The sequence below is a fragment of the Pseudomonas sp. NPDC077186 genome (genome assembly GCF_044543505.1).
Taxonomy (GTDB): Bacteria; Pseudomonadota; Gammaproteobacteria; order Pseudomonadales; family Pseudomonadaceae; genus Aquipseudomonas.
In genome coordinates this window covers 1,448,304-1,466,633 of sequence record NZ_JBITWE010000001.1, presented here as the reverse complement: position 1 = coordinate 1,466,633, position 18,330 = coordinate 1,448,304, and the positions used below count along the sequence as shown (strand labels likewise).

Here is an 18,330-nt window from a genome sequence, read left to right as displayed (position 1 = left end):
ATGGCCTCCTCAGTCGTTCGCGCTGTGCTGCGCGACCTGCTGGTTGGGCCCGCTAGGGCGCTGGCACAGGCTGGCCTGGACTTTCAGGTCGTCGGCGCTGTCCTCGGGCTTCTGGATTTCCAGGGCGAAGAAGTTCTGATCACCCCAGCCCGGCTCATCGCGCAGTTCCACGGCGAAGCGCCCGTCGGTATCGACGGTGTTGGGCTTCTCCAGCTTGAGCTGTTCGCGACGACCGTTGAGGTACCAGATGGTGGCGTCGACGCGCTTGACCGACGGATCGCTGAAACGCAGGTCGAGCTGGTGGCGGTTGCCGCGCAGGGTCAGCAGCTTGTTCTCGCCATTGACCAGTATCTCGTTGCTGCCCGGATGCAGGCGTTTCTCGCTGGCGAGCAGCTCGGTCTGGCCGCTGCAGCCGTTGTTCAGGCTGGCCATCAACTGGCGGTGGATCTTGTCCGAGGCCAGGTCGTAGAGCGGTGAGAATTCCCAGATCAGCACCTTCGGTGGGTCGTTCTGGAAGGCATCGCTGGCCAGGTACTCGATCATCGCCCCTTCCAGGCCACCGCCGGGGAAGGCCGCGTTGAGCACGTCGGTGCCCAGGTATTCTTCGAGGAAACCGCCGAAGTTGTAGTTCTTGCCGCTGTGGCTGGTGCCGACCAAGGTGATCTTCGGGCTGCTGTCGTCGCCGAACAGCGCGTCGCCATCGCTGGCGTCCTTCGGCTCGGTGACGAACTGATCGACGTACTGCACTGCATAGCCGGTGCCGCACAGCTGGCTGGCGACGTTCTGCATGGTGCCGGTCTTGCCCATCAGGCCGACGCGCTCGGTGACGAATTCCTTCTGCGCAATGTCCTCGAAGCCGGGGATGCGCTTGACCGTCTCGGCGACCAGGCGCGCGGTGCGCTCGGCGCCGTAGGGCGTCCAGTGCTGGTCGCGGCGGAAGTAGAACTCCTTGTCGCTGTCTTCGTCGGTCAGCGGGGTCAGGTCCGGTACCCAGATGCCCAGCTGTTCGAAGCGGTTCAGCGCCTGGCGGTAGTTTTGCAGCGCCTTGTCGTAGTCGAAACGCTGATAGTCGGCCGGGCGCAGCTTGCTGCGATTGACCAGGCCGCGGGTCGGTTGATAGACCACCACCAGCTCCACGCCGCGCTGCTTGAGGCCGTCGCGCAGCTCCTTGAGGCGCTGGTAGCCGACCTCGCTGGTGCCGAACTCGGTGCGCAGGTCCTCGACGCTACGGAACAGCCAGCCCTCGTCGGCATCCATCAGGGTGACGAAATTCTTCATGTAGTTGGTGGTGTAGCGGCTGGCATCGTGCGCAGCCGGGCACAGCGAGCAGCAGTCTTCCACCTGGTACTGCGGCGCCTGGCGCTCTTCGGCCTGCAGGCTGCCGGCGAAGGCGGCGCAGGTCACTGCCAGGGCCAGGGTGTTGAGTTTGGATACGCGCATTCTGGGGCCTCGTCAGTTGGTCATCTGCTCGGGATCGATCGGGTCGATCAGCACGGGCTGGCGCTGGCGCACCATGAGGTCGAGGATTTCGTCCTGTTTCTCGCCGAGGATGCCGGCGAGCTGGATGCCGCTGCTCTTGCGCGGCGCGAGCATCTTCACGCGGTACAGCTCGACCGACAGCGGCGAGTCGATGTTGATCGGGCTGGAGCCATTGCCGGCCAGGGTGCCGCCGACGATGATCATCGAGATCTTGGTATCGAACGGGTCGAGGTCCAGGTCGCGATCGGTGTCGGACAGATCCTTGATATGGCCGTACACGCCGGTCAGCTGGTTCATCGCCGAGAGGTTTTCGTAGAGGCGGATGTTCTCGCTGTTGCGAATGCGGATGCCATGGCGCTGGTTGCGCATGACCTGATTGCCCCACAGCAGGTTGTCGCCGCTCTCGTACAGGGTGATGCCGTCGGCATGGTTGCCATGCACGCGGTTGTAGGCGATCAAATTGTTCTCGCTGCTGCGGTCGATCACCACCCCGGAGAGCTTATTGTCGTAGCTCTCGTTATTGATGATCCAGCTGTCGTTGACCTCGCGCGAAATGATGATGCCGTGCTTCTTCTTGGTACCGAACACGGTGTTCTCGGCGATGATCAGGCCGTGCGAGCGGTCATGCGGGTCGATGCCGTAGACGATGTTGTCGCGGTAGGTGTTGCCCTTGATCACCACGTTCTGCGCCTCATAGCAGTAGAAGCCGTACCAGTGGTCGACGAACTCGGAATCGATCAGCCAGCCGGTCGGCTCCTCGCGCTTGAGACGCGCGTGCATGTTCGGCGTGTACTGGGTGATCGATACGCCATAGGACTTGGAGTTGTCGTAGCCCAGGCTGGTGATCACGCTGCCCGCGATGTACAGCTCGCTGCCGCCCCAGGAGACCAGGAACGGGCGGAATTCCTTGCCGTTGTCACGCATGGTCGCCGGGCCGTTGTCGGCCTCGCGCCAGGCGGTGACGCGGGTATCGGTGATGAACATCAGGCCGTCGTTGACCAGGAACGAACCGCGCTCCTGCGACAGGCGCAGTTCGCGGGTTTCCTTGCCGACGTGTAGCGCGGCGCCTTCTGCCACGACGATGGGCAGGCGAGCGAGGTACACGCCAGGTTCCTGTTCGGCGAACTGGCTGTCGGGCAGCGCCTTGGCGATGTCCTGGGCGGTGACCAGGCCACCTTCGATGAAGATCGCCTGGGGCATGCCTTGCTGGCGTTTGATCCATTCGCGCAGGCGTTCGTTGCCGCCGGTGAAGTCCTTCAGCGCGTCCTGGCGCAGCATGCGCCGCACCACCACCTTGCCGCGTTTGTCACGCGGAATCTTGGCCAGCACGGCCTCCTTGGTGTAGCCGGACAGGTCCGGCAGCGTGGGTGCTTCCATATGCAGTTCGTCCGCCGGTGCGCTACGCACGCGGTAGTCGAACTGGTGCTGCGTCGGGTTGGCCTGGGCCAGGGGCACTGTGAGACACAGCGCACCGAGCAGCAGGGGTAGGGCTAAGCCGTTGGGTTGCATGATCCGATCCCTCAGAAGCGCCAGATGAAGTCGACGAAGGCGCGGTGCATCACCGAGTCGGTGCCGCTGCCGTAGGCGTCGCCCGGCAGGAACACACCAGCGCGCAGGCGTACCAGGGCCGAACGGTCTTCCAGTTGTTCGGCGACGGTGGCCGGCAGCAGGCCCTGCTTGAAGTAGCGGGTCAGCACCAGGTCGACTTCCTGGCCGATATCTTTCTCGCCGGCCACCAGCGGTGCGGTGATGCCGCTGTCGCCAACGTCCTGGTCGCCATCGACGCGCCAGAAGCGGTGATAGACGACGCTGGCGTCGTAGTCCTGGCCCAGCTGCCAGGAGCTGAAGGCACTGGCCACCTGCAGGTTGGAGAGCTCGCCGCGGAAGGCTTCGCCGTAGCGGTGCAGGCGTGATTCGACGCCGGTGAAGTTGGCGCGGTTGCTGTGCAGGCCGGTCTGCATGAACTGGCGCGACTTGCCTTCGTCGCCACCGCCGCTGCCACGGGCATAGGCGGCGCCGATCTTCCAGTTGTCATCGAGGCTGTAGCGTAGGCCCAGGTCCATGGCCCAGGCGTCGACGTCCTGGCTGCGCGAACCGGTGGCGATGCGGTCGCTGCCGACCACTTGCTGCTGCAACTGATCGGTATCACCCTGCAGCCAGGTCAGCTGAGCCCAGTAATTGAGACGGTTGCGCGAATTGCGCTCGAAGAAGCCGCCGTCGGCGTGCAGGCCGAACCAGGTCAGGTCACCGGTGTAGCGCTTGCTCAGTTCGTCGACGCGTTCGCCGGGATTGGCCAGGCGGCCGTCATCGCGGCTGTGGTGCAACTTGGCACCGATACGGTGGCCGGGCGTCCATTGGTAGTCGAGGCCGGCGAAGTAGTGGCGGCGATCCTCGTCTTCGGGGGCCAGGTCATCGAGGTCGGTGCGGTAGTCGGAGAAACGCTCGGCGACACCGGCCTTGGCGCGCAACAGGGTAGTGTCGAATTCCCATTGCACGGCTTCGATGTTGGTGTCCATCCAGGCCCCGTCATCACTGCGCAGGCGCTGGCGGCCAACGCGCAGGTGCTCGCCGGGATAGGCGGTGAGGCCGGCGTAGTCGACCCAGAACTCGCGCATGGCCAGGTAGCTCTTGTCCGGCTGACGGGCGTCGCTGCGCTGTGTGCTGTCTTCGCCGTCGTCCTGCAGCGGGTCGGTTTCGATGGTGTCGGTGGCAGTGACCGCCTGGCCCATGGCGAAGGCGCTCCAGTCGCCGCGCTCGCCGTAGGCCCAGGGGCGCAGGTCGAGACCGATACCGTTGACGTCGCCACCCGAGCGGGTGCCGAGGTCGCGGTCGTCTTCCGATTGCGCGGTGATCTTCACATCCAGGCCGAAGTTCGGCCGTTCGGCGGCGGCGCAGAGGATGCTGGCCGACAGCAGCGACAGGCCAAGGCCGGCGCTCATCCAGTTTTTTCTGTGCATGGTGGGGGTCGCTCTGCGTAGTGGGAGCCTGTCGCCGGCGTAGGTTGGCGCCGAGCCTGCGAGGCCCAACGCGGCGTTCGCGGTTGCGTTGGGCTTCGCTGCGCTCAGCACCAACCTACGGGGGGCATCCGTGTGCGTGTTCATAGGCTGCTCAATCCGCTGTCGTGAGGTCGGGCATGGCCACGCGCCTCGCGCTCCTCTTGCAACAGGCGCTGGGCCTCGGCCAGTTGTGCCGGGGTCAGGCTCTGGGCCACGGCATGGGCCAGCTCATGGGCCTGCGGCGTGTTGCGCGGCAGGGCCAGTTGGCTGAATACATAGGCGTTGACCGGGTTGGGCTTGACCCCGCGACCCTGGCTGAACATCTGCGCCAGGGCGAAGTCGGCGCTGAGCTGGCCGGCGCGCGCAGCGCTGAGCAGGTGGTCGAGCGCCTGCTGGGCATAGACCTCGCCGAGGTAGCCACGCAGGTAAATCTGCCCCAGGTAGTAATTGGCGCTGGGTTCGCTGGGCGCGGCCTTGCGCAGGTGTTCTTCGGCCTTCTTCGGCTGCTGCGGCAGCAGCTTGCCTTCGTAGTACAGGCGTCCGAGCAGCAGCTCGGCACGTGGCAGGGCAGCTTCGCGACCCTTCTCCAGGTAGCCGAGCAGGGTGTCGATATCGCCTTGCCCCGGATAGTCATAGAGCAGACGCGCGAGGCTGACCCAGGCGGCCGGATAATTCGGCGCGATGGCCTCGAGCAGGTCCTGTGCCTGCTGCGGCTGCGGCTGGCCGACCTCAGGGTCGCTGAGGACTTGAGCCACGGACTCGACCTGGTTGGGTGAAACATTGCCGGCGCGGTAGCCCGCCAGTAGCTGATCGATCAGCGCCTGACGGTCGTCTTCGCGGTTCTGCTTCTGGTACACGGTGGCCAGGTCGGCGTAGCAGGCGTCGTTGCTGGCCAGGCGTGCCTGGCAGATGCGCTCGATCTCGCCCAGGTGCTGGTCGTAGGTGCCATCGGTGCGATACAGGAGAATCTGCGCCAGTTCTGCCTGCGGCAGGCCCTGCTGGCGCCAGTCTTGAATACGTTGCGCGAGGTTCATGGCGGGAAAGTCCTGTGGGTAGAACAGGTAGAGTTCGGTCAGTGGCAGCAGCGCACTGGGCTCGCGGGCCTGGGCTGCGCTTTCCAGCAGTTCGGCGGCCTCGCGGCGCTCGGCCAGGGTGCTGCCGGGCTTGCGCGCCAGCAGCTTGCCGAGGCGCGCGTTGGCGCGTGGCGAACCATCCTGAGCCTGGCGGTAGATGCGCTCGGCCTCATCCAGATCCTGGGTCTGGCCGCCGGCTGCGTAGATGTCGGCCAGGCCGATCTGCGCGTCGCTGTAGCCCATCTCGGCGAGCTGGCGGAAATGCCATTCGGCAGTCTGCTGGTCGCCGCTCTGCAGGGCTTCGCGGGCCAGACGCTCATCCGGCAGGCCGGCGCAGCCGGCCAGCGTGGCGCTGACGGCGAGGCCGAGCAGGGCGGGGCGAAGAAGGGGCATGCTCACGGCGTGACCTCCTTAGCGACCTGCCGCGACGGCGCGGTCGACCAGCCAGCCCAGCGACGGACCACGGTCGATGACCACGTCCACCGGCTGGCCGGCGAGGCTGGCCGGCAGGGTGTCCTGCGGCTTGATCACCACGCGGATGTCCGAGCTCAGGCCGCTGTCATGCAGGGCGCTGCTGACGATCTCGCCGTGACGCGCCTGGTCTTCGCCGGCCACCTTGAAGGTTACTGGCGTGCCGGGGCGCGCCTGTTCCAGATGGCGGTAGGGGAAGCTGGCGCTGACGGTGGCGATGCCGTCCTGCGGTACCAGTTCGAAGATCACGTCGCCCTTGCTGGCGAACTGACCGTCGGCCACCAATTGGCGAGAGATCTTGCAGTTGCACGGACTGGTCAGGGTACCCTGCATCTCGCGGGCGAATAGCGCTTCGATCTGGCTCGGTTCGAGCTGGTCCTCACCCAGGTGACCCTTGAGCATTTCCAGCATGCTGGTGGTGAAGGTGGCGATTGGCGCGCCTTTCTCGACGATGCCATCTTGCTGCGCCAGGCTCTGCACGCTGCCTTCACGCGGCATGGTCACCTGCAGCGCCGGCAGGCTGATCTGCGCCGACTGTGCGTGGGTGACGAAGTACAGGCCGTATATCGACTTGCCGATGTAGCCGAAGGCGGCCAGACCGACGAGGAAGATCGCGCCGCTGAAGGTCACGGCGCGCAGGCGGCCGAACATACCCATGCCACCGCCTGCGCCGTTCTTGCGCGCCTTGGTGAAGTTGTCGCGCTGGAGGATGTGCAGCACTTCGCCGACATTGACCAGTTCACCAGCCAGATGCGCGCTGATCAGGTGGCGCAGGGCCGCGGCTTCCCGAGCACCAAGGCCGTGGAACTGGCAGCCGACGCGGTTGTGCTCCGGCTGTACCGAGTTGACCTGAAACTCCACGTCCAGGCCCAGCACCAGGCTGTCGAGCTGGAACTGCAACTGGCCGCGATGGAAATCGCCGACCTTGTGCGTGGTCTTTTCGTTGGTGAAGCTGAAACCGCCGGCAGAGACATCCTGCAGGCGTGCGTCGATGCGTTCGCCCTTGGCATTGGTGAAGCGCAAGCGCCCTGGCAGCTTGACGCGGGCATGCTGGCGCTGGGCCTCGGACTCATGGACGACGTTGTGATTGGCGACGGAGTTCATGGTGGCTAATTCCTATTCGAGTACGGTCACACCAGCGCCAGCAGCGCGGCGATGAAGACAGAGGCGGCAGAGAAGGTCATGGCACGCGACGACCAACTGTTGAACCAGTTGGCGAAGCTGGACAGGCCGCGGTTGAGCTTGGTGTTCTGGCGCGTCCAGGATTGCTGGTCGAGACGGAAGAACACGTAGATCTTCACCATCGCGCCAACGATCTGGTTGTAATAGAGCAGCGCCGGGTAGGCCGGACCGATGCGGTGGCCGGAGAGCATCAGCAGCAGCGTGAGGATCAGCCGCGTGCTACCGATCCACAGCAGATAGATCAGCAGGTACATCAGGCTGTACTTGATGCTGGCGATGATCGCCACGCACAGGCCCAGCAGGCAGGTCCACATCGACACGCGCTGGTCGAACAGCACCAGGCTGGTGAAGGCGCCGAGGCGACCCATGCCCAGGCGCAGGGCGCGCGAGTTTTGCCGCAGGTTGTTGCCGTACCAGCGGAACATCAGCTTGCGGCTGGCCTTGATGAAACTCTTCTCCGGCGGGTGCTCGACCGTGTTGATCGCCGCATCCGGCACGTAGAAGGTGTCGTAGCCCAGGCGCATCAGGCTGTACCAGCTGGACTTGTCGTCACCGGTGAGGAACTGGAAGCGCCCCAGGCGCCAGTGTTCCAGGTGATCGCTCTCCACGTCGCGGATGAACTCGGGGTCGGTCACCACGCTGGCGCGGAACACCGACATGCGCCCGGTCATGGTCAGCACGCGTTTGGAGAGCGCCATCGAGCACATGTTGAGGTGGCGCTGAGCGAAGCGCAGCTTGTGCCACTCGCTCATCAGGTAGCTGCCGCGTACCTCGCAGAACTCGTTGGTGGTCAGCCCGCCGACGTTGGGGAAGAGCTTGAACCAGGGCACGGTCTTGATCACCACGCCCGGCTCGAGCACGGTATCGCCGTCGATCACCGCCACCACCGCATCGCGGTCCGGCATCTGCCGGGAAATGGCGCGAAAACCATAAGCCAGACCATCACGCTTGCCGGTGCCGGGGATGCGTACGATGTCCAGGGTGACATGCGCTGGCGGCTCGGCCTGAGCCCAGAGGTTCTTGATCAGCAACTCGTCGGAGAGCTCGACGATCGAGCACACCAGGGTGGTCGGGTAGCCACAGTCGATGGCTTCGCGGATCACCGAGCGGTAGACCATCGCAGTGGTCAGCGCCTCGATGCGAAAGCTGGTGACCATCAGAAAGACATGAGAGGGGTCGGCGTCCTTGCCGAGTTTTGTAACCTTGCGGCGATACCAGGGGTACACCAGGTAAAGGAACAGGCAGCCGCGCACGAAGTGCATGGCGCCCATGGAATAGCGCCAGATGCCGACGATGCCGATGAGCAGGATGAAATCCCGCGCTTCGGGGTCGAACACCGTGCGTGGCAGGGCCAGTGCCAGCAGCATCAGCAGGCTGAGATAGAGCATCCAGCCGCTGGCTTGGTTGAGGCCGTTCTTGAGCTTGTCCATATGCGTCTCCGAGTACCTGCGCGCGCTGGGCGCGCAGGTACGCTCGGGCTCTTACCAGCAGATGCCTTCGGCCACGCCATTGCTGGCGTGGGGCATGAAGCCGACCAGGTCGATCACCCGCTTGCCGCTCGGCGCCTGCTCAGCCAGCTTGGCGAAACGCTCGTCGCTGTTGCCCAGGACGATGATGTCGGCCTTGGCCACGACGTCTTCGAGGTCGCTGTTGAGCAGCGAGGAAACGTGCGGGATCTTCGACTCGATGTATTCCTTGTTGGCCCCGTGGACACGGGCGTATTCGACGTTGCGGTCGTAGATGCTCAGGTCGAAACCCTTGCCGATGAGCATTTCCGCCAGTTCCACCTGCGGGCTTTCACGCAGGTCATCGGTGCCGGCCTTGAAGCTCAGGCCGAGCAGGGCGACCTTGCGCGAATCCTGGCTGGCGATGATGTCGAAGGCCTTCTGCACCTGGGCGGCGTTGCTGCGCATCAGCGAGCCGATCAGCGGGGTTTCCACATCCAGGCTGCCGGCGCGGTAGTTCAGCGCGCGTACGTCCTTGGGCAGGCAGGAGCCGCCGAAGGCGAAGCCGGGTTTCATGTAGTACTTGGAGAGGTTCAGCTTGTGGTCCTGGCAGACCACGTCCATCACCTCGCGGCCATCGACGCCGACGGCCTTGGCGATATTGCCGATCTCGTTGGCGAAGGTGACCTTGGCGGCGTGCCAGACGTTGCAGGTGTACTTGATCATCTCGGCGACTTCGATGTCCTTGCGGATGATCGGCGCGTCGAGCTCGCTGTAGATGCTTTCCAGCAGGTCGCCGGAGGCTTTGTCCAGCTCACCGATGACGGTCATCGGTGGGAAATCGTAGTCCTTGATCGCGGTGCTCTCGCGCAGGAACTCGGGGTTCACCGCCAGGCCGAAGTCGACGCCAGCCTTCTTGCCCGAGCAGTCTTCGAGAATCGGCAGTACCACGTTCTTGGCGGTGCCCGGCAGTACGGTGCTGCGAACCACTACGGTGTGGCGCTCTTTCTTGTCGCGCATGGCGAAACCGATCTCGCGGCACACGCCTTCGATGTAGTTCAGTTCCAGGTCGCCGTTCTTCTTGCTCGGCGTACCGACGCAGATGAACGATACATCGCTTTCCAGAACGGCAGCGGCAACGTCGGTGGTGCCACGCAGGCGACCCTGACGCAGACCTTGTTGCAGCAGTTCTTCCAGGCCCGGTTCAACGATGGGCGATTTGCCGTTATTGATCAGGTCGATCTTGTTCGCGGAGATATCCACGCCAATCACGTCGTGACCTCGTGCCGACAAACAGCCGGCACAAACGGCACCTACATAACCCAAACCAAAGATACTGATTCGCATGGTATTCACCTCGTCCGTTCGATGTAGTTTCAAATACTGGCCAACTGGCCAAAACTGTTCTGCGAACTTGCTGTTTGTGTGTCGGCAAGTTCTTTCAGGCATAAGTAGGGTGGGCGCCGGAAGTGGCGCCGGATGCGGGCCTTTATATAAAGTGGTGGCCCTTCGATATTGTCTGTGCTGGCCGGATGGAGGCCTCTATTTCGGTGCTGTTGCGGGGTGGTCGATCTCCCTTTGGTGGCCCCTCGACTTTCTTCAGGGCGAAACCGTACGGCGAAGTTTTATTCGCATGATGGCAGTTTCAAATGGCAAGAAAGTTATGTGTTGAAATGTGTTACGGGCTGTATGAGTGCAGGGCTTTTGCGATAGTTCCTACCGTTCGTCCTGTTCCTGAACGCAAGCTGAACGATTAATTGATCGCAAATTAATGGCAACTTGCAAATTGCACGATGGCACTTTGCAGTTTAATTGGCGTGCACTTGCCGGATAACTAAGGGCGGGCAATGGTGTGCGCTAAAACAGGCCGTCGTCGAAATTGCGATGGCGTGCGGGTTTTGTTGGCGGGAGCCAAGGTTCGTAGGGTGCGCCGTGCGCACCACGGCCTCTATGCTCAGCTTTGTGCCCTGTCTGGACGGCCGCGCAGGCCAGCGCTGCGGAGGGAGAGGGGGGGCGGCCCGGCAGGGCGCCGGGCCGCGACGCGAGGATCAGTCCTGCGGCTGGTCGCGCAGGAACACCAGGTTGTCGGCCTTGGAATGCTCGGCCGAATAACGGTAGCCCTGGTAGTCGAAGTCCTTCAGGCCCTCGGGGTTGGTCAGACGCTCCTTGATCACGTAGCGCGCCATCAGGCCACGGGCCTTCTTGGCGTAGAAGCTGATGATCTTGTACTGGCCGTTCTTCAGGTCCTTGAACTCGGTATCGATGATCCGCGCGTTCAGCGCCTTGCGCTTGACCGCGCCGAAGTACTCGTTGGAGGCCAGGTTGAGCAGCACCTCGTCGCCCTGGGCGGCCAGCGCTTCGTTCAGCCAGCCGCTGATGCGCTCGCCCCAGAAGGCATAGAGATCCTTGCCGCGGCCGTTGGCCAACTTGGTGCCCATTTCCAGGCGATAGGCCTGCATCAGGTCCAGCGGGCGCAGCACGCCGTAGAGGCCGGAGAGCATGCGCAGGTGGGCCTGGGCGAAGTCGAAATCCTCCTCGGAGAAATCCTCGGCGTTCAGCCCGGTATACACGTCGCCCTTGAATGCCAGCAGCGCCTGCTTGGCGTTGGACGGGTTGAACGGCCGCTGCCAGCTGCCGAAACGCGCGGCATTGAGGCCGGCAAGCTTGTCCGACAGGCCCATCAGCTCGGCGATCTGCGCCGGGCTGAAGTCGCGCAGTTGGGCGATCAGCTCCTGGGCGTGGTCGAGGTGTTCGGGTTGGGTGAAGCGCGGCGTGGCCGGCCGGGTCTCGTAGTCGAGGGTCTTGGCCGGTGAAATCACCATCAGCATGGACATCTGCTCCTGAAAGTCTGGCGGCGATTCTAGAAGCTGGGGCCCGGCAAGACCACCTATAGGGGCGATTGAGCGCCGCGCACGTAGCCCGGTTGCAATCCGGAACCCGGTTTACCGGAACGGGCGCCAGGCGCCGGCTTGACCCCGGGGCCGCCCCGGGGTTGTAGTGTGGCGGCGAACCTCGCACAGGGAGTCGTCATGACGAGCTGCAACCATTCGCGCTGGGAGCCTTCCCACGACTATCGCCCGCTGGAGTCCACGGCCGAACGCCAGGCCTGGCGGGTCACTGCGCTGACCGGCGCGACCATGCTGGTGGAGATCGCCGCCGGCTACGCCTTCAACTCCATGGCCCTGCTCGCCGACGGCTGGCACATGGCCTCGCATATGCTCGCCATCGGCCTCACCGCGCTGGCCTATCTGCTGGCGCGGCGTTATGCCAACGACCGGCGCTTCGCCTTCGGCACCTGGAAGGTGGAGGTGCTGGCCGGCTTCGCCAGCGCCGTGCTGCTGCTGGTGGTGATCGCCCTGCTCGCCGTCGAGTCGTTGTGGCGCCTATGGCGGCCGCAGCAGATCGCCTTCGACATGGCCCTGGCGGTGGCGGTGCTCGGCCTGCTGGTCAACCTGGCGTCGGCCTGGATGCTGCGCGACCAGCACGAGCATGGCCATGGTCACAGCCATGCTGGGCACGATCACGATCACGATCACGATCACGATCACGCGCCGGCCGGCGGGCGCGACCTCAACCGCCACGCCGCCTTCCTCCACGTGCTGGCCGATGCCCTGACCTCGGTGGCGGCGATCCTCGCCCTGCTCGGCGGCTGGTGGCTGGGCTGGAACTGGCTCGACCCGCTGATGGGCGTGCTCGGCGCGCTGATCATCGCGCTGTGGGCCAAGGGCCTGCTGCTGGAGACCGCCAAGGTGCTGCTCGACCGCGAGATGGACAGCCCCCTGGTGGAGCGCGTGCGCACCGCGTTGGAGCAGGAGCCCGACACCGAACTGGCCGACCTGCACCTGTGGCGCGTCGGTCGCGCCCAGTACGCCTGCATCGTCAGCGTGGTGACCCACGGCGAAACCACGGCCGATCGCTACAAGGCCCGCCTGGCGGCCTTTGCCGAGCTGGTGCACGTCACGGTGGAGGTCAATCGCTGCGCCGCGGTCGGCCACGGCTGAGGGCGAAAAACGACGGGTGGGACTTCGGACTGTAACGGCGTCGCCGGAACCCGCCAAGCGCTATTTGTCGCGGCGACAAATAAACCTGCAAAACCACAAAAAAACGTTTTTCTGTCATCTGAATTGGAGTAATTAAACAGCAAGACCGCCGAAACCTGCAGACAGGTGGCGGCCACTGGCCCTCACCTTGCTTGCACCTTCTCAGCCCCGGCACTGAGGAGTCGGCGGCCTTTCCGCGGCGCAGCACCGCCCTGGTATTGCGTCGCTTGGCTACTACAAGAAGGTGACCGAGTATGGATGACCACGGACGCTCCAAGCCCACCGCTCCAACCCTCTACGCCCTCGACACCAACGTCCTGATCCACGATCCGAATGCCTTGCTGAACTTCGAAGAGCACCACGTCGCCATCCCGATGACGGTGCTGGAGGAGCTCGACAAGCTGAAATCCGGCAAGCACGGCGTCGCCGCCGAATGCCGCCAGGCCATCCGCCTCATCGATCAGATCCTCGGTGTCGCCAGCCCGGACGAAGTGGAAGGCGGCGTACCCATCCAGCGCGGCAAGAGCGGCCCCTGCGGGCGTCTGTCGATTCTCATGAGCAAGCGCGCGGCGCCGATCACCTGGCTGCCGGAAGACCTCAACGACAACAAGATCATCAACCAGCTGGTGGAGCTGAAATCGCGTAATCCGGGGTTGTCCGTGGTGCTGGTGACCAAGGACATCAACATGCGCCTGAAGGCGCGCGCCTGTGGTATCGATGCCGAGGACTACCACACCGACCAGCTGGTAGACGACGTCTCGCTGCTGTCCAAGGGCTACCACGACATGACCGGCTCGTTCTGGGACCGCGTCAGCAAGGTGGAAACCCGCCAGGACCACGGCCGCACCTGGCACCGGGTGCAGCTCACCGACAACCTGCCGGCGGTGCATATCAACGAGTTCATCCTCGACGAGCAGGGCTTCGTCGGCTGGATCAAGGCGATCAAGGGCGACGAGCTGGTGATCCTCGACATGCACCAGGAGCCGCTGCTGCACCAGGAAGCCTGGGGCCTCAAGCCGCGCGACGTGTACCAGTCGCTGGCGCTGTTCGCCCTGCTCGATCCGGACATCCACCTGGTCAACCTGTCCGGCGCCGCCGGCTCGGGCAAGACCATCCTGGCGCTGGCCGCGGCCATCGAGCAGACCATGGTCAGCAAGCGCTACCGGCGCATCATCGCCACCCGCAGCGTGCAGGGGCTGGATCAGGAGATCGGCTTTTTGCCCGGCACCGAGGCGGAGAAGATGGAGCCCTGGCTCGGCGCCATCACCGACAACCTCGAGGCGCTGCACATGGACGACGAGAGCACCCACGGCAGCGTCGACTACATCCTGCAGAAGGTGCCGCTGCAATTTAAGTCGCTCAACTACATCCGCGGGCGCAGCTTCCAGCAGAGCCTGATCCTCATCGACGAATGCCAGAACCTCACCCCGCACCAGATGAAGACCATCATCACCCGCGCCGGCAACGGCTCCAAGGTGGTGTGCCTGGGCAACCTGGCGCAGATCGACACCCCCTACCTGTCGGCGCCCAGCTCGGGCCTGACCTACCTCACCGAACGCTTCAAGGACTTCCCCCACGGCGTGCACATCACCCTGCAAGGGGTGCCGCGCTCGATCCTCGCCGAATACGCGGAAACCCATATGTAGCGGCAAGCTGCAAGTAACAGCGAAGCCCCGGAGCCTATGCAGGATCCGGGGCTTCGTATTCAACCCGTAGCCCGGATGAAATCCGGGGATTTTTGCCGGCCTGGCCCCGGATTGCATCCGGGCTACGAGACTCTGGCCCCGGATCTCATCCGGGCTACGAAATCCTGACCTGCAGGTTTACAATCGGCCGATTCCCGCCAGGAGTTCTCCCGTGCTGACCCACCTCGATTCCCAAGGCCGCGCGCATATGGTCGACGTCACCGACAAGGCGACCACCTTTCGCGAGGCCACCGCCGAAGCGCGCGTGCGCATGCTGCCCGCCACCCTGCAGATGATCGTCGCCGGCGAGCACCCCAAGGGCGACGTGTTCGCCGTGGCGCGTATCGCCGGCATCCAGGCGGCGAAGAAAACCTCCGACCTGATCCCGCTGTGCCACCCGCTAATGCTCACCGGGGTCAAGGTCGAGCTGAGCGCAGAGGGCGAGGATGCCGTGCGCATCACCGCGCGCTGCAAGCTGTCCGGCCAGACCGGCGTGGAGATGGAGGCGCTGACCGCCGCCAGCGTCGCCGCGCTGACCATCTACGACATGTGCAAGGCGGTGGACCGCGGCATGGTCATCGAAAACGTGCGTCTGCTGGAAAAGCTCGGCGGCAAGAGCGGCCACTACAAGGCGGAGGAGCCGGCATGATCCGCGTGCAGTATTTCGCCCGTTACCGTGAAGCCCTCGGCCGCGACGAGGAGCAACTGAGCGGCGATTTCGCCAGCCTCGACGAACTGCGCCTGCACCTGCTGGCCCGCGGCGGCGAGTGGGAGGTGCTCGGCGAGCAGAACCTGATGTGCGCGCGTAACCAGGAGCTGTGCGGCCTCGACGAACCGCTGGAGGAGGGCGACGAAGTGGCCTTCTTCCCCACCGTTACCGGCGGTTGACTACTGTCGTAGCGTGGGCCGGGCGGCGTTCCGCGTAGGGTGGGCTTTAGCCCACCGCCCCATCCCAGCCTAAAGCCCTAATCAAACGAGACACGCCCGCATGACCATTCGCGTCCAAAGCCAACCCTTCGACCCCGGCAGCGAGCTCAACGCCCTGCACGCCGCCAACCTCGGCATCGGCGCGGTGGTGAGCTTCGTCGGCTACGTGCGCGACTTCAACGAAGGGCGCGACGTCGGCGGCATGTTCCTCGAGCACTTCCCCGGCATGACCGAAAAGGCCCTGGCCAAGATCGCCGACGAGGCGCGCGAACGCTGGCCACTGCTGGGCATCGAGATCATCCACCGCATCGGTCGCCTGGAGCCGGGCGAGCCCATCGTCTTCGTCGGCACCAGCAGCGCCCACCGCCAGGCCGCGTTCGACGCCTGCAACTTCGTCATGGACTACCTCAAGACCCGCGCGCCGTTCTGGAAGAAGGAAGACACCAGCGCAGGCCCGCGCTGGGTCGAAGGCCGCTGCAGCGACCAGAGCGCCGCCGAGCGCTGGAAACAGTAGGGTGCGCCGTGCGCACCGCGGCCCCCACGATATCTCCCGGTGCGCAGGGTTACGCCGCCTGTAGGGTGCGCTGCGCGCACCGCATAACTCTCGATAGCGCCCGGTGCGCACGGCACACCCTACGGTCATAACGCCGCACGCACCGCACAACCCTCGATAGGTGCGGCACAAGTAGCCCGGATGCAATCCGGGAAATCCCGACGCCAGAGCCTGGCTCAGATCCGCGCTACGCCAGCGCCAGATGCACCCGCAAGGCAATCGGCGCCAACATCAGCAACACCCCCAGGCCGAGCACGCGCACGCCCCATTCGTGTTCGCGGAAGTTGAAACCGACCCCCAGCAGCACGAAGCCGCCGATCAGCAGCACCAGCATCAGGTGATAGTGATCCATCGCTCTTCTCCGCTTCGCTGTCCTGCTTTCAGCCTAGTCGCTGTGCCGGTCTGCGGCGCTGACCTGTGGCAATGAATGCCTGACCCGATTGGCGACAAGCCGCGGCCCGATCGGTCGCTGCTGCTGCGGGCGGCTTGCTGCATACTTCGCCGCAGTCATCGTCAAGGATCGTCCATGCGCCTGTTTCCCACCCTGTTGCTCGCCGGCCTGCTCAGCGCCGCGCCGCTGGCGGCCGCCGAACGCAGCTTCACCATCCTGCACAGCAACGACTGGCAATCGCGCCTGCTCGGCTTCGGCCCCGACAACGAATACAGCCCGGCCACGCTGAACGACGACGACACGGTCGGCGGCGTCGCGCGCCTGGCCACCCTATTGCGCGAGCGCCGCGCGGCGGCCGAGGGCGAGGCGGTGCTGCTGCTCGATGGCGGCGACTTCACCATGGGCACGCTGTTTCACACCGTCGCCCGCGAGATGGGCAGCGAGCTGCGCCTGATGAGCGAGCTGGGCTACGACGCCGCGGTGCTCGGCAACCACGAATTCGACTTCCGCCCCGCCGGCCTCGCCGCGATGATCGGCGCCGCGCACAGGGCCAAGGGCGAGGCGCTGCCGGCGCTGCTGTCGAGCAATATCCGCTTCGACCCCGCGAGCAAGGCCGACGACAGCCTGCAGGCGCACGTCGAGGCCGGGCGCATCCTGCCGTACCGGCTGATCGAGCGCGGCGGCATCCGCTTCGGCCTGTTCGGCCTGCTTGGCAACAACGCCGTGGCGGTCAGCCCGATGATCAAGCCGGTGACCTTCGCCGACCCGGTAGCCACCGCCAAGGAGATGGTCGCCAAGCTGCGCGAGGAGGGCGCCGAGGTGGTCATCCTGCTCTCGCACATGGGCGTCACCCAGCAGGCCGACGGCAGCTGGCGCGGCGAGGAAGTGGAGCTGGTCGAGCAGGTGCCAGGCATCGACATAGTGGTCGGCGGCCATTCGCACGTGGCGCTGCCGCAGCCGGTGCTGGTCAACGGCCATACCCCGGTGGTGCAGGCCGGTTCGGAAATCCAATACCTCGGCGAACTGCGCATGAGCCTCGGCGCCGACGGCGTGCCGCGTGTGCGTGACTACCGCCTGCACCCGCTCGACGACCGCATCGCCGGCGATGCGGCGATCACCGCCCAGGTCCAGGACTTCAAGCAGGTGGTCAGCGAGCGCATGCTGGCGCCCAGGGGCTATCGCTTCGACCAGCCGCTGGCCAGGGTCGACCAGCGCCTCGGCCGCGATTTCACCGATACCACCCTGGCCAACCTGGTCACCGACGCCCTGCGCCACGCCGCCGGCGCCGACCTGGCCTTCACCGGCAACGGCACCATCCGCGACGACCTGATCAAGGGCCGCCACGGCGTGCAGAGCGTCTCCGACCTGTTCCGCATCGCCCCGCTGGGCATCGGCCAGTTCGACGACGAACCCGGCTACCCGCTGATCAAGGTCCACGTCAGCGCCCGCGAGATCAAGACCATGCTGGAGGTGCTGCTGCTCGCCTACCAGCTGCGCGACAGCCGCAGCTACTACCCGCGGGTGTCCGGCGTGCGCTTCAGCTACAACCCCTGGCGCGTGCCGTTCGACCGCGTCAGCCGGATCGAGATCGGCGACCCGGTCAATGGCTACCGCGAGCTGGATCTGGACGACCCGCGCCTCTACAGCATCGGCGCCACCAGCTACGTCGGCAGCTTCACCTGGCTGGTACCGGACCTGACCAAGGGCCTGCTCGATGTGGTGCCCAAGGACGCCGAAGGCCGCCCGCTGCCGCGCATCGAAGACGCCATCATCGACCAGGACCCGGACAGCCCCGGCGTGCAGGAACTCAAGGAATGGCAGGCGCTGCTCGACCATATCCGCAACCTGCCGGACCTGGACGGCGACGGCCTGGCCGACATCCCCACCAGCGGTGCGGCGGCCGAGCAGCGCATGTTGCGCCAGCCCAGCCTGCATCCGGCCGAACTGCTTCGCCTGGCCGGCCCGCTGCAATGGGGCGCCAGCGCGGTGATCCTCGCCTGTGTGCTGCTGATCCTCTGGCTGCTGAGCCGTCCGCTGCGCCGCCGCGGCGCCCGGAATGGACTCGCGTAGGGTGCGCCGCGCGCACCG

Annotated in this window: 15 protein-coding genes; 6 read left to right on the top strand and 9 right to left on the bottom strand. The window is 65.1% G+C overall.

Annotated features, from left to right (window positions below):
* Positions 1–9: 9 nt before the first annotated feature.
* The 8 genes from ACIGKL_RS06940 to yaaA form a co-directional block, all read right to left on the bottom strand.
* Complete coding sequence (locus ACIGKL_RS06940; RefSeq protein WP_397485945.1) at positions 10–1,440, bottom strand: alginate O-acetyltransferase; 1,431 nt, start codon at positions 1,438–1,440, stop codon at positions 10–12.
* A gap of 12 nt (positions 1,441–1,452) precedes the next feature.
* Entirely contained in the window at positions 1,453–2,988 is a 1,536-nt protein-coding gene (algG, locus tag ACIGKL_RS06935) for a mannuronan 5-epimerase AlgG (protein ID WP_397485944.1), read from the bottom strand.
* 11 nt (positions 2,989–2,999) lie between these two features.
* Positions 3,000–4,436: an alginate export family protein gene (locus ACIGKL_RS06930; protein ID WP_397485943.1), complete on the bottom strand. Its 1,437-nt coding sequence runs from the start codon at positions 4,434–4,436 to the stop codon at positions 3,000–3,002.
* Between the two features lie 140 nt (positions 4,437–4,576).
* Positions 4,577–5,947, bottom strand: coding sequence for an alginate biosynthesis TPR repeat lipoprotein AlgK (algK, locus tag ACIGKL_RS06925; protein WP_397485942.1), 1,371 nt, complete (start codon positions 5,945–5,947; stop codon positions 4,577–4,579).
* A gap of 12 nt (positions 5,948–5,959) precedes the next feature.
* Positions 5,960–7,123 (bottom strand): PilZ domain-containing protein, encoded by a 1,164-nt coding sequence (locus ACIGKL_RS06920; RefSeq protein ID WP_397485941.1) that lies wholly within the window; start codon positions 7,121–7,123, stop codon positions 5,960–5,962.
* Between the two features lie 26 nt (positions 7,124–7,149).
* The gene (gene alg8, locus ACIGKL_RS06915) at positions 7,150–8,631 is read right to left on the bottom strand and encodes a mannuronan synthase (RefSeq protein ID WP_397485940.1); all 1,482 of its coding nucleotides are present in this window, start codon (positions 8,629–8,631) and stop codon (positions 7,150–7,152) included.
* 51 nt (positions 8,632–8,682) lie between these two features.
* Complete coding sequence (algD, locus tag ACIGKL_RS06910) at positions 8,683–9,993, bottom strand: GDP-mannose 6-dehydrogenase (protein ID WP_273258919.1); 1,311 nt, start codon at positions 9,991–9,993, stop codon at positions 8,683–8,685.
* Between the two features lie 701 nt (positions 9,994–10,694).
* Positions 10,695–11,474: a peroxide stress protein YaaA gene (gene yaaA / locus ACIGKL_RS06905; protein ID WP_397485939.1), complete on the bottom strand. Its 780-nt coding sequence runs from the start codon at positions 11,472–11,474 to the stop codon at positions 10,695–10,697.
* A 201-nt stretch (positions 11,475–11,675) separates the two neighbouring features.
* On the opposite strand from yaaA, the gene dmeF reads away from it, so the two are divergent.
* The 5 genes from dmeF (at position 11,676) to moaE (ending at position 15,812) form a co-directional block, all read left to right on the top strand.
* Positions 11,676–12,647 carry a CDF family Co(II)/Ni(II) efflux transporter DmeF gene (gene dmeF, locus ACIGKL_RS06900; protein WP_397485938.1) on the top strand — a complete coding sequence of 324 codons (972 nt, stop codon included), beginning with the start codon at positions 11,676–11,678 and terminating at the stop codon, positions 12,645–12,647.
* Positions 12,648–12,940: 293 nt separating this feature from the next.
* Entirely contained in the window at positions 12,941–14,332 is a 1,392-nt protein-coding gene (locus tag ACIGKL_RS06895; protein ID WP_397485937.1) for a PhoH family protein, read from the top strand.
* 211 nt (positions 14,333–14,543) lie between these two features.
* Entirely contained in the window at positions 14,544–15,020 is a 477-nt protein-coding gene (moaC, locus tag ACIGKL_RS06890) for a cyclic pyranopterin monophosphate synthase MoaC (RefSeq protein ID WP_122108283.1), read from the top strand.
* Positions 15,017–15,259 carry a MoaD/ThiS family protein gene (locus ACIGKL_RS06885; protein ID WP_122108284.1) on the top strand — a complete coding sequence of 81 codons (243 nt, stop codon included), beginning with the start codon at positions 15,017–15,019 and terminating at the stop codon, positions 15,257–15,259. The genes moaC and ACIGKL_RS06885 overlap by 4 nt, the downstream gene beginning before the upstream one ends.
* Before the next feature lie 100 nt (positions 15,260–15,359).
* A complete protein-coding gene (gene moaE / locus ACIGKL_RS06880) occupies positions 15,360–15,812 on the top strand; it encodes a molybdopterin synthase catalytic subunit MoaE (RefSeq protein ID WP_397485936.1) in 453 nt (150 codons plus the stop codon).
* Between the two features lie 226 nt (positions 15,813–16,038).
* Here the strand turns inward: moaE and ACIGKL_RS06875 are convergent, their stop codons facing one another.
* Positions 16,039–16,203 carry a hypothetical protein gene (locus tag ACIGKL_RS06875; RefSeq protein ID WP_397485935.1) on the bottom strand — a complete coding sequence of 55 codons (165 nt, stop codon included), beginning with the start codon at positions 16,201–16,203 and terminating at the stop codon, positions 16,039–16,041.
* Between the two features lie 174 nt (positions 16,204–16,377).
* Between ACIGKL_RS06875 and ACIGKL_RS06870 the strand changes: the two genes are divergently transcribed.
* The gene (locus ACIGKL_RS06870; protein WP_397485934.1) at positions 16,378–18,312 is read left to right on the top strand and encodes a bifunctional metallophosphatase/5'-nucleotidase; all 1,935 of its coding nucleotides are present in this window, start codon (positions 16,378–16,380) and stop codon (positions 18,310–18,312) included.
* Positions 18,313–18,330: the final 18 nt, after the last annotated feature.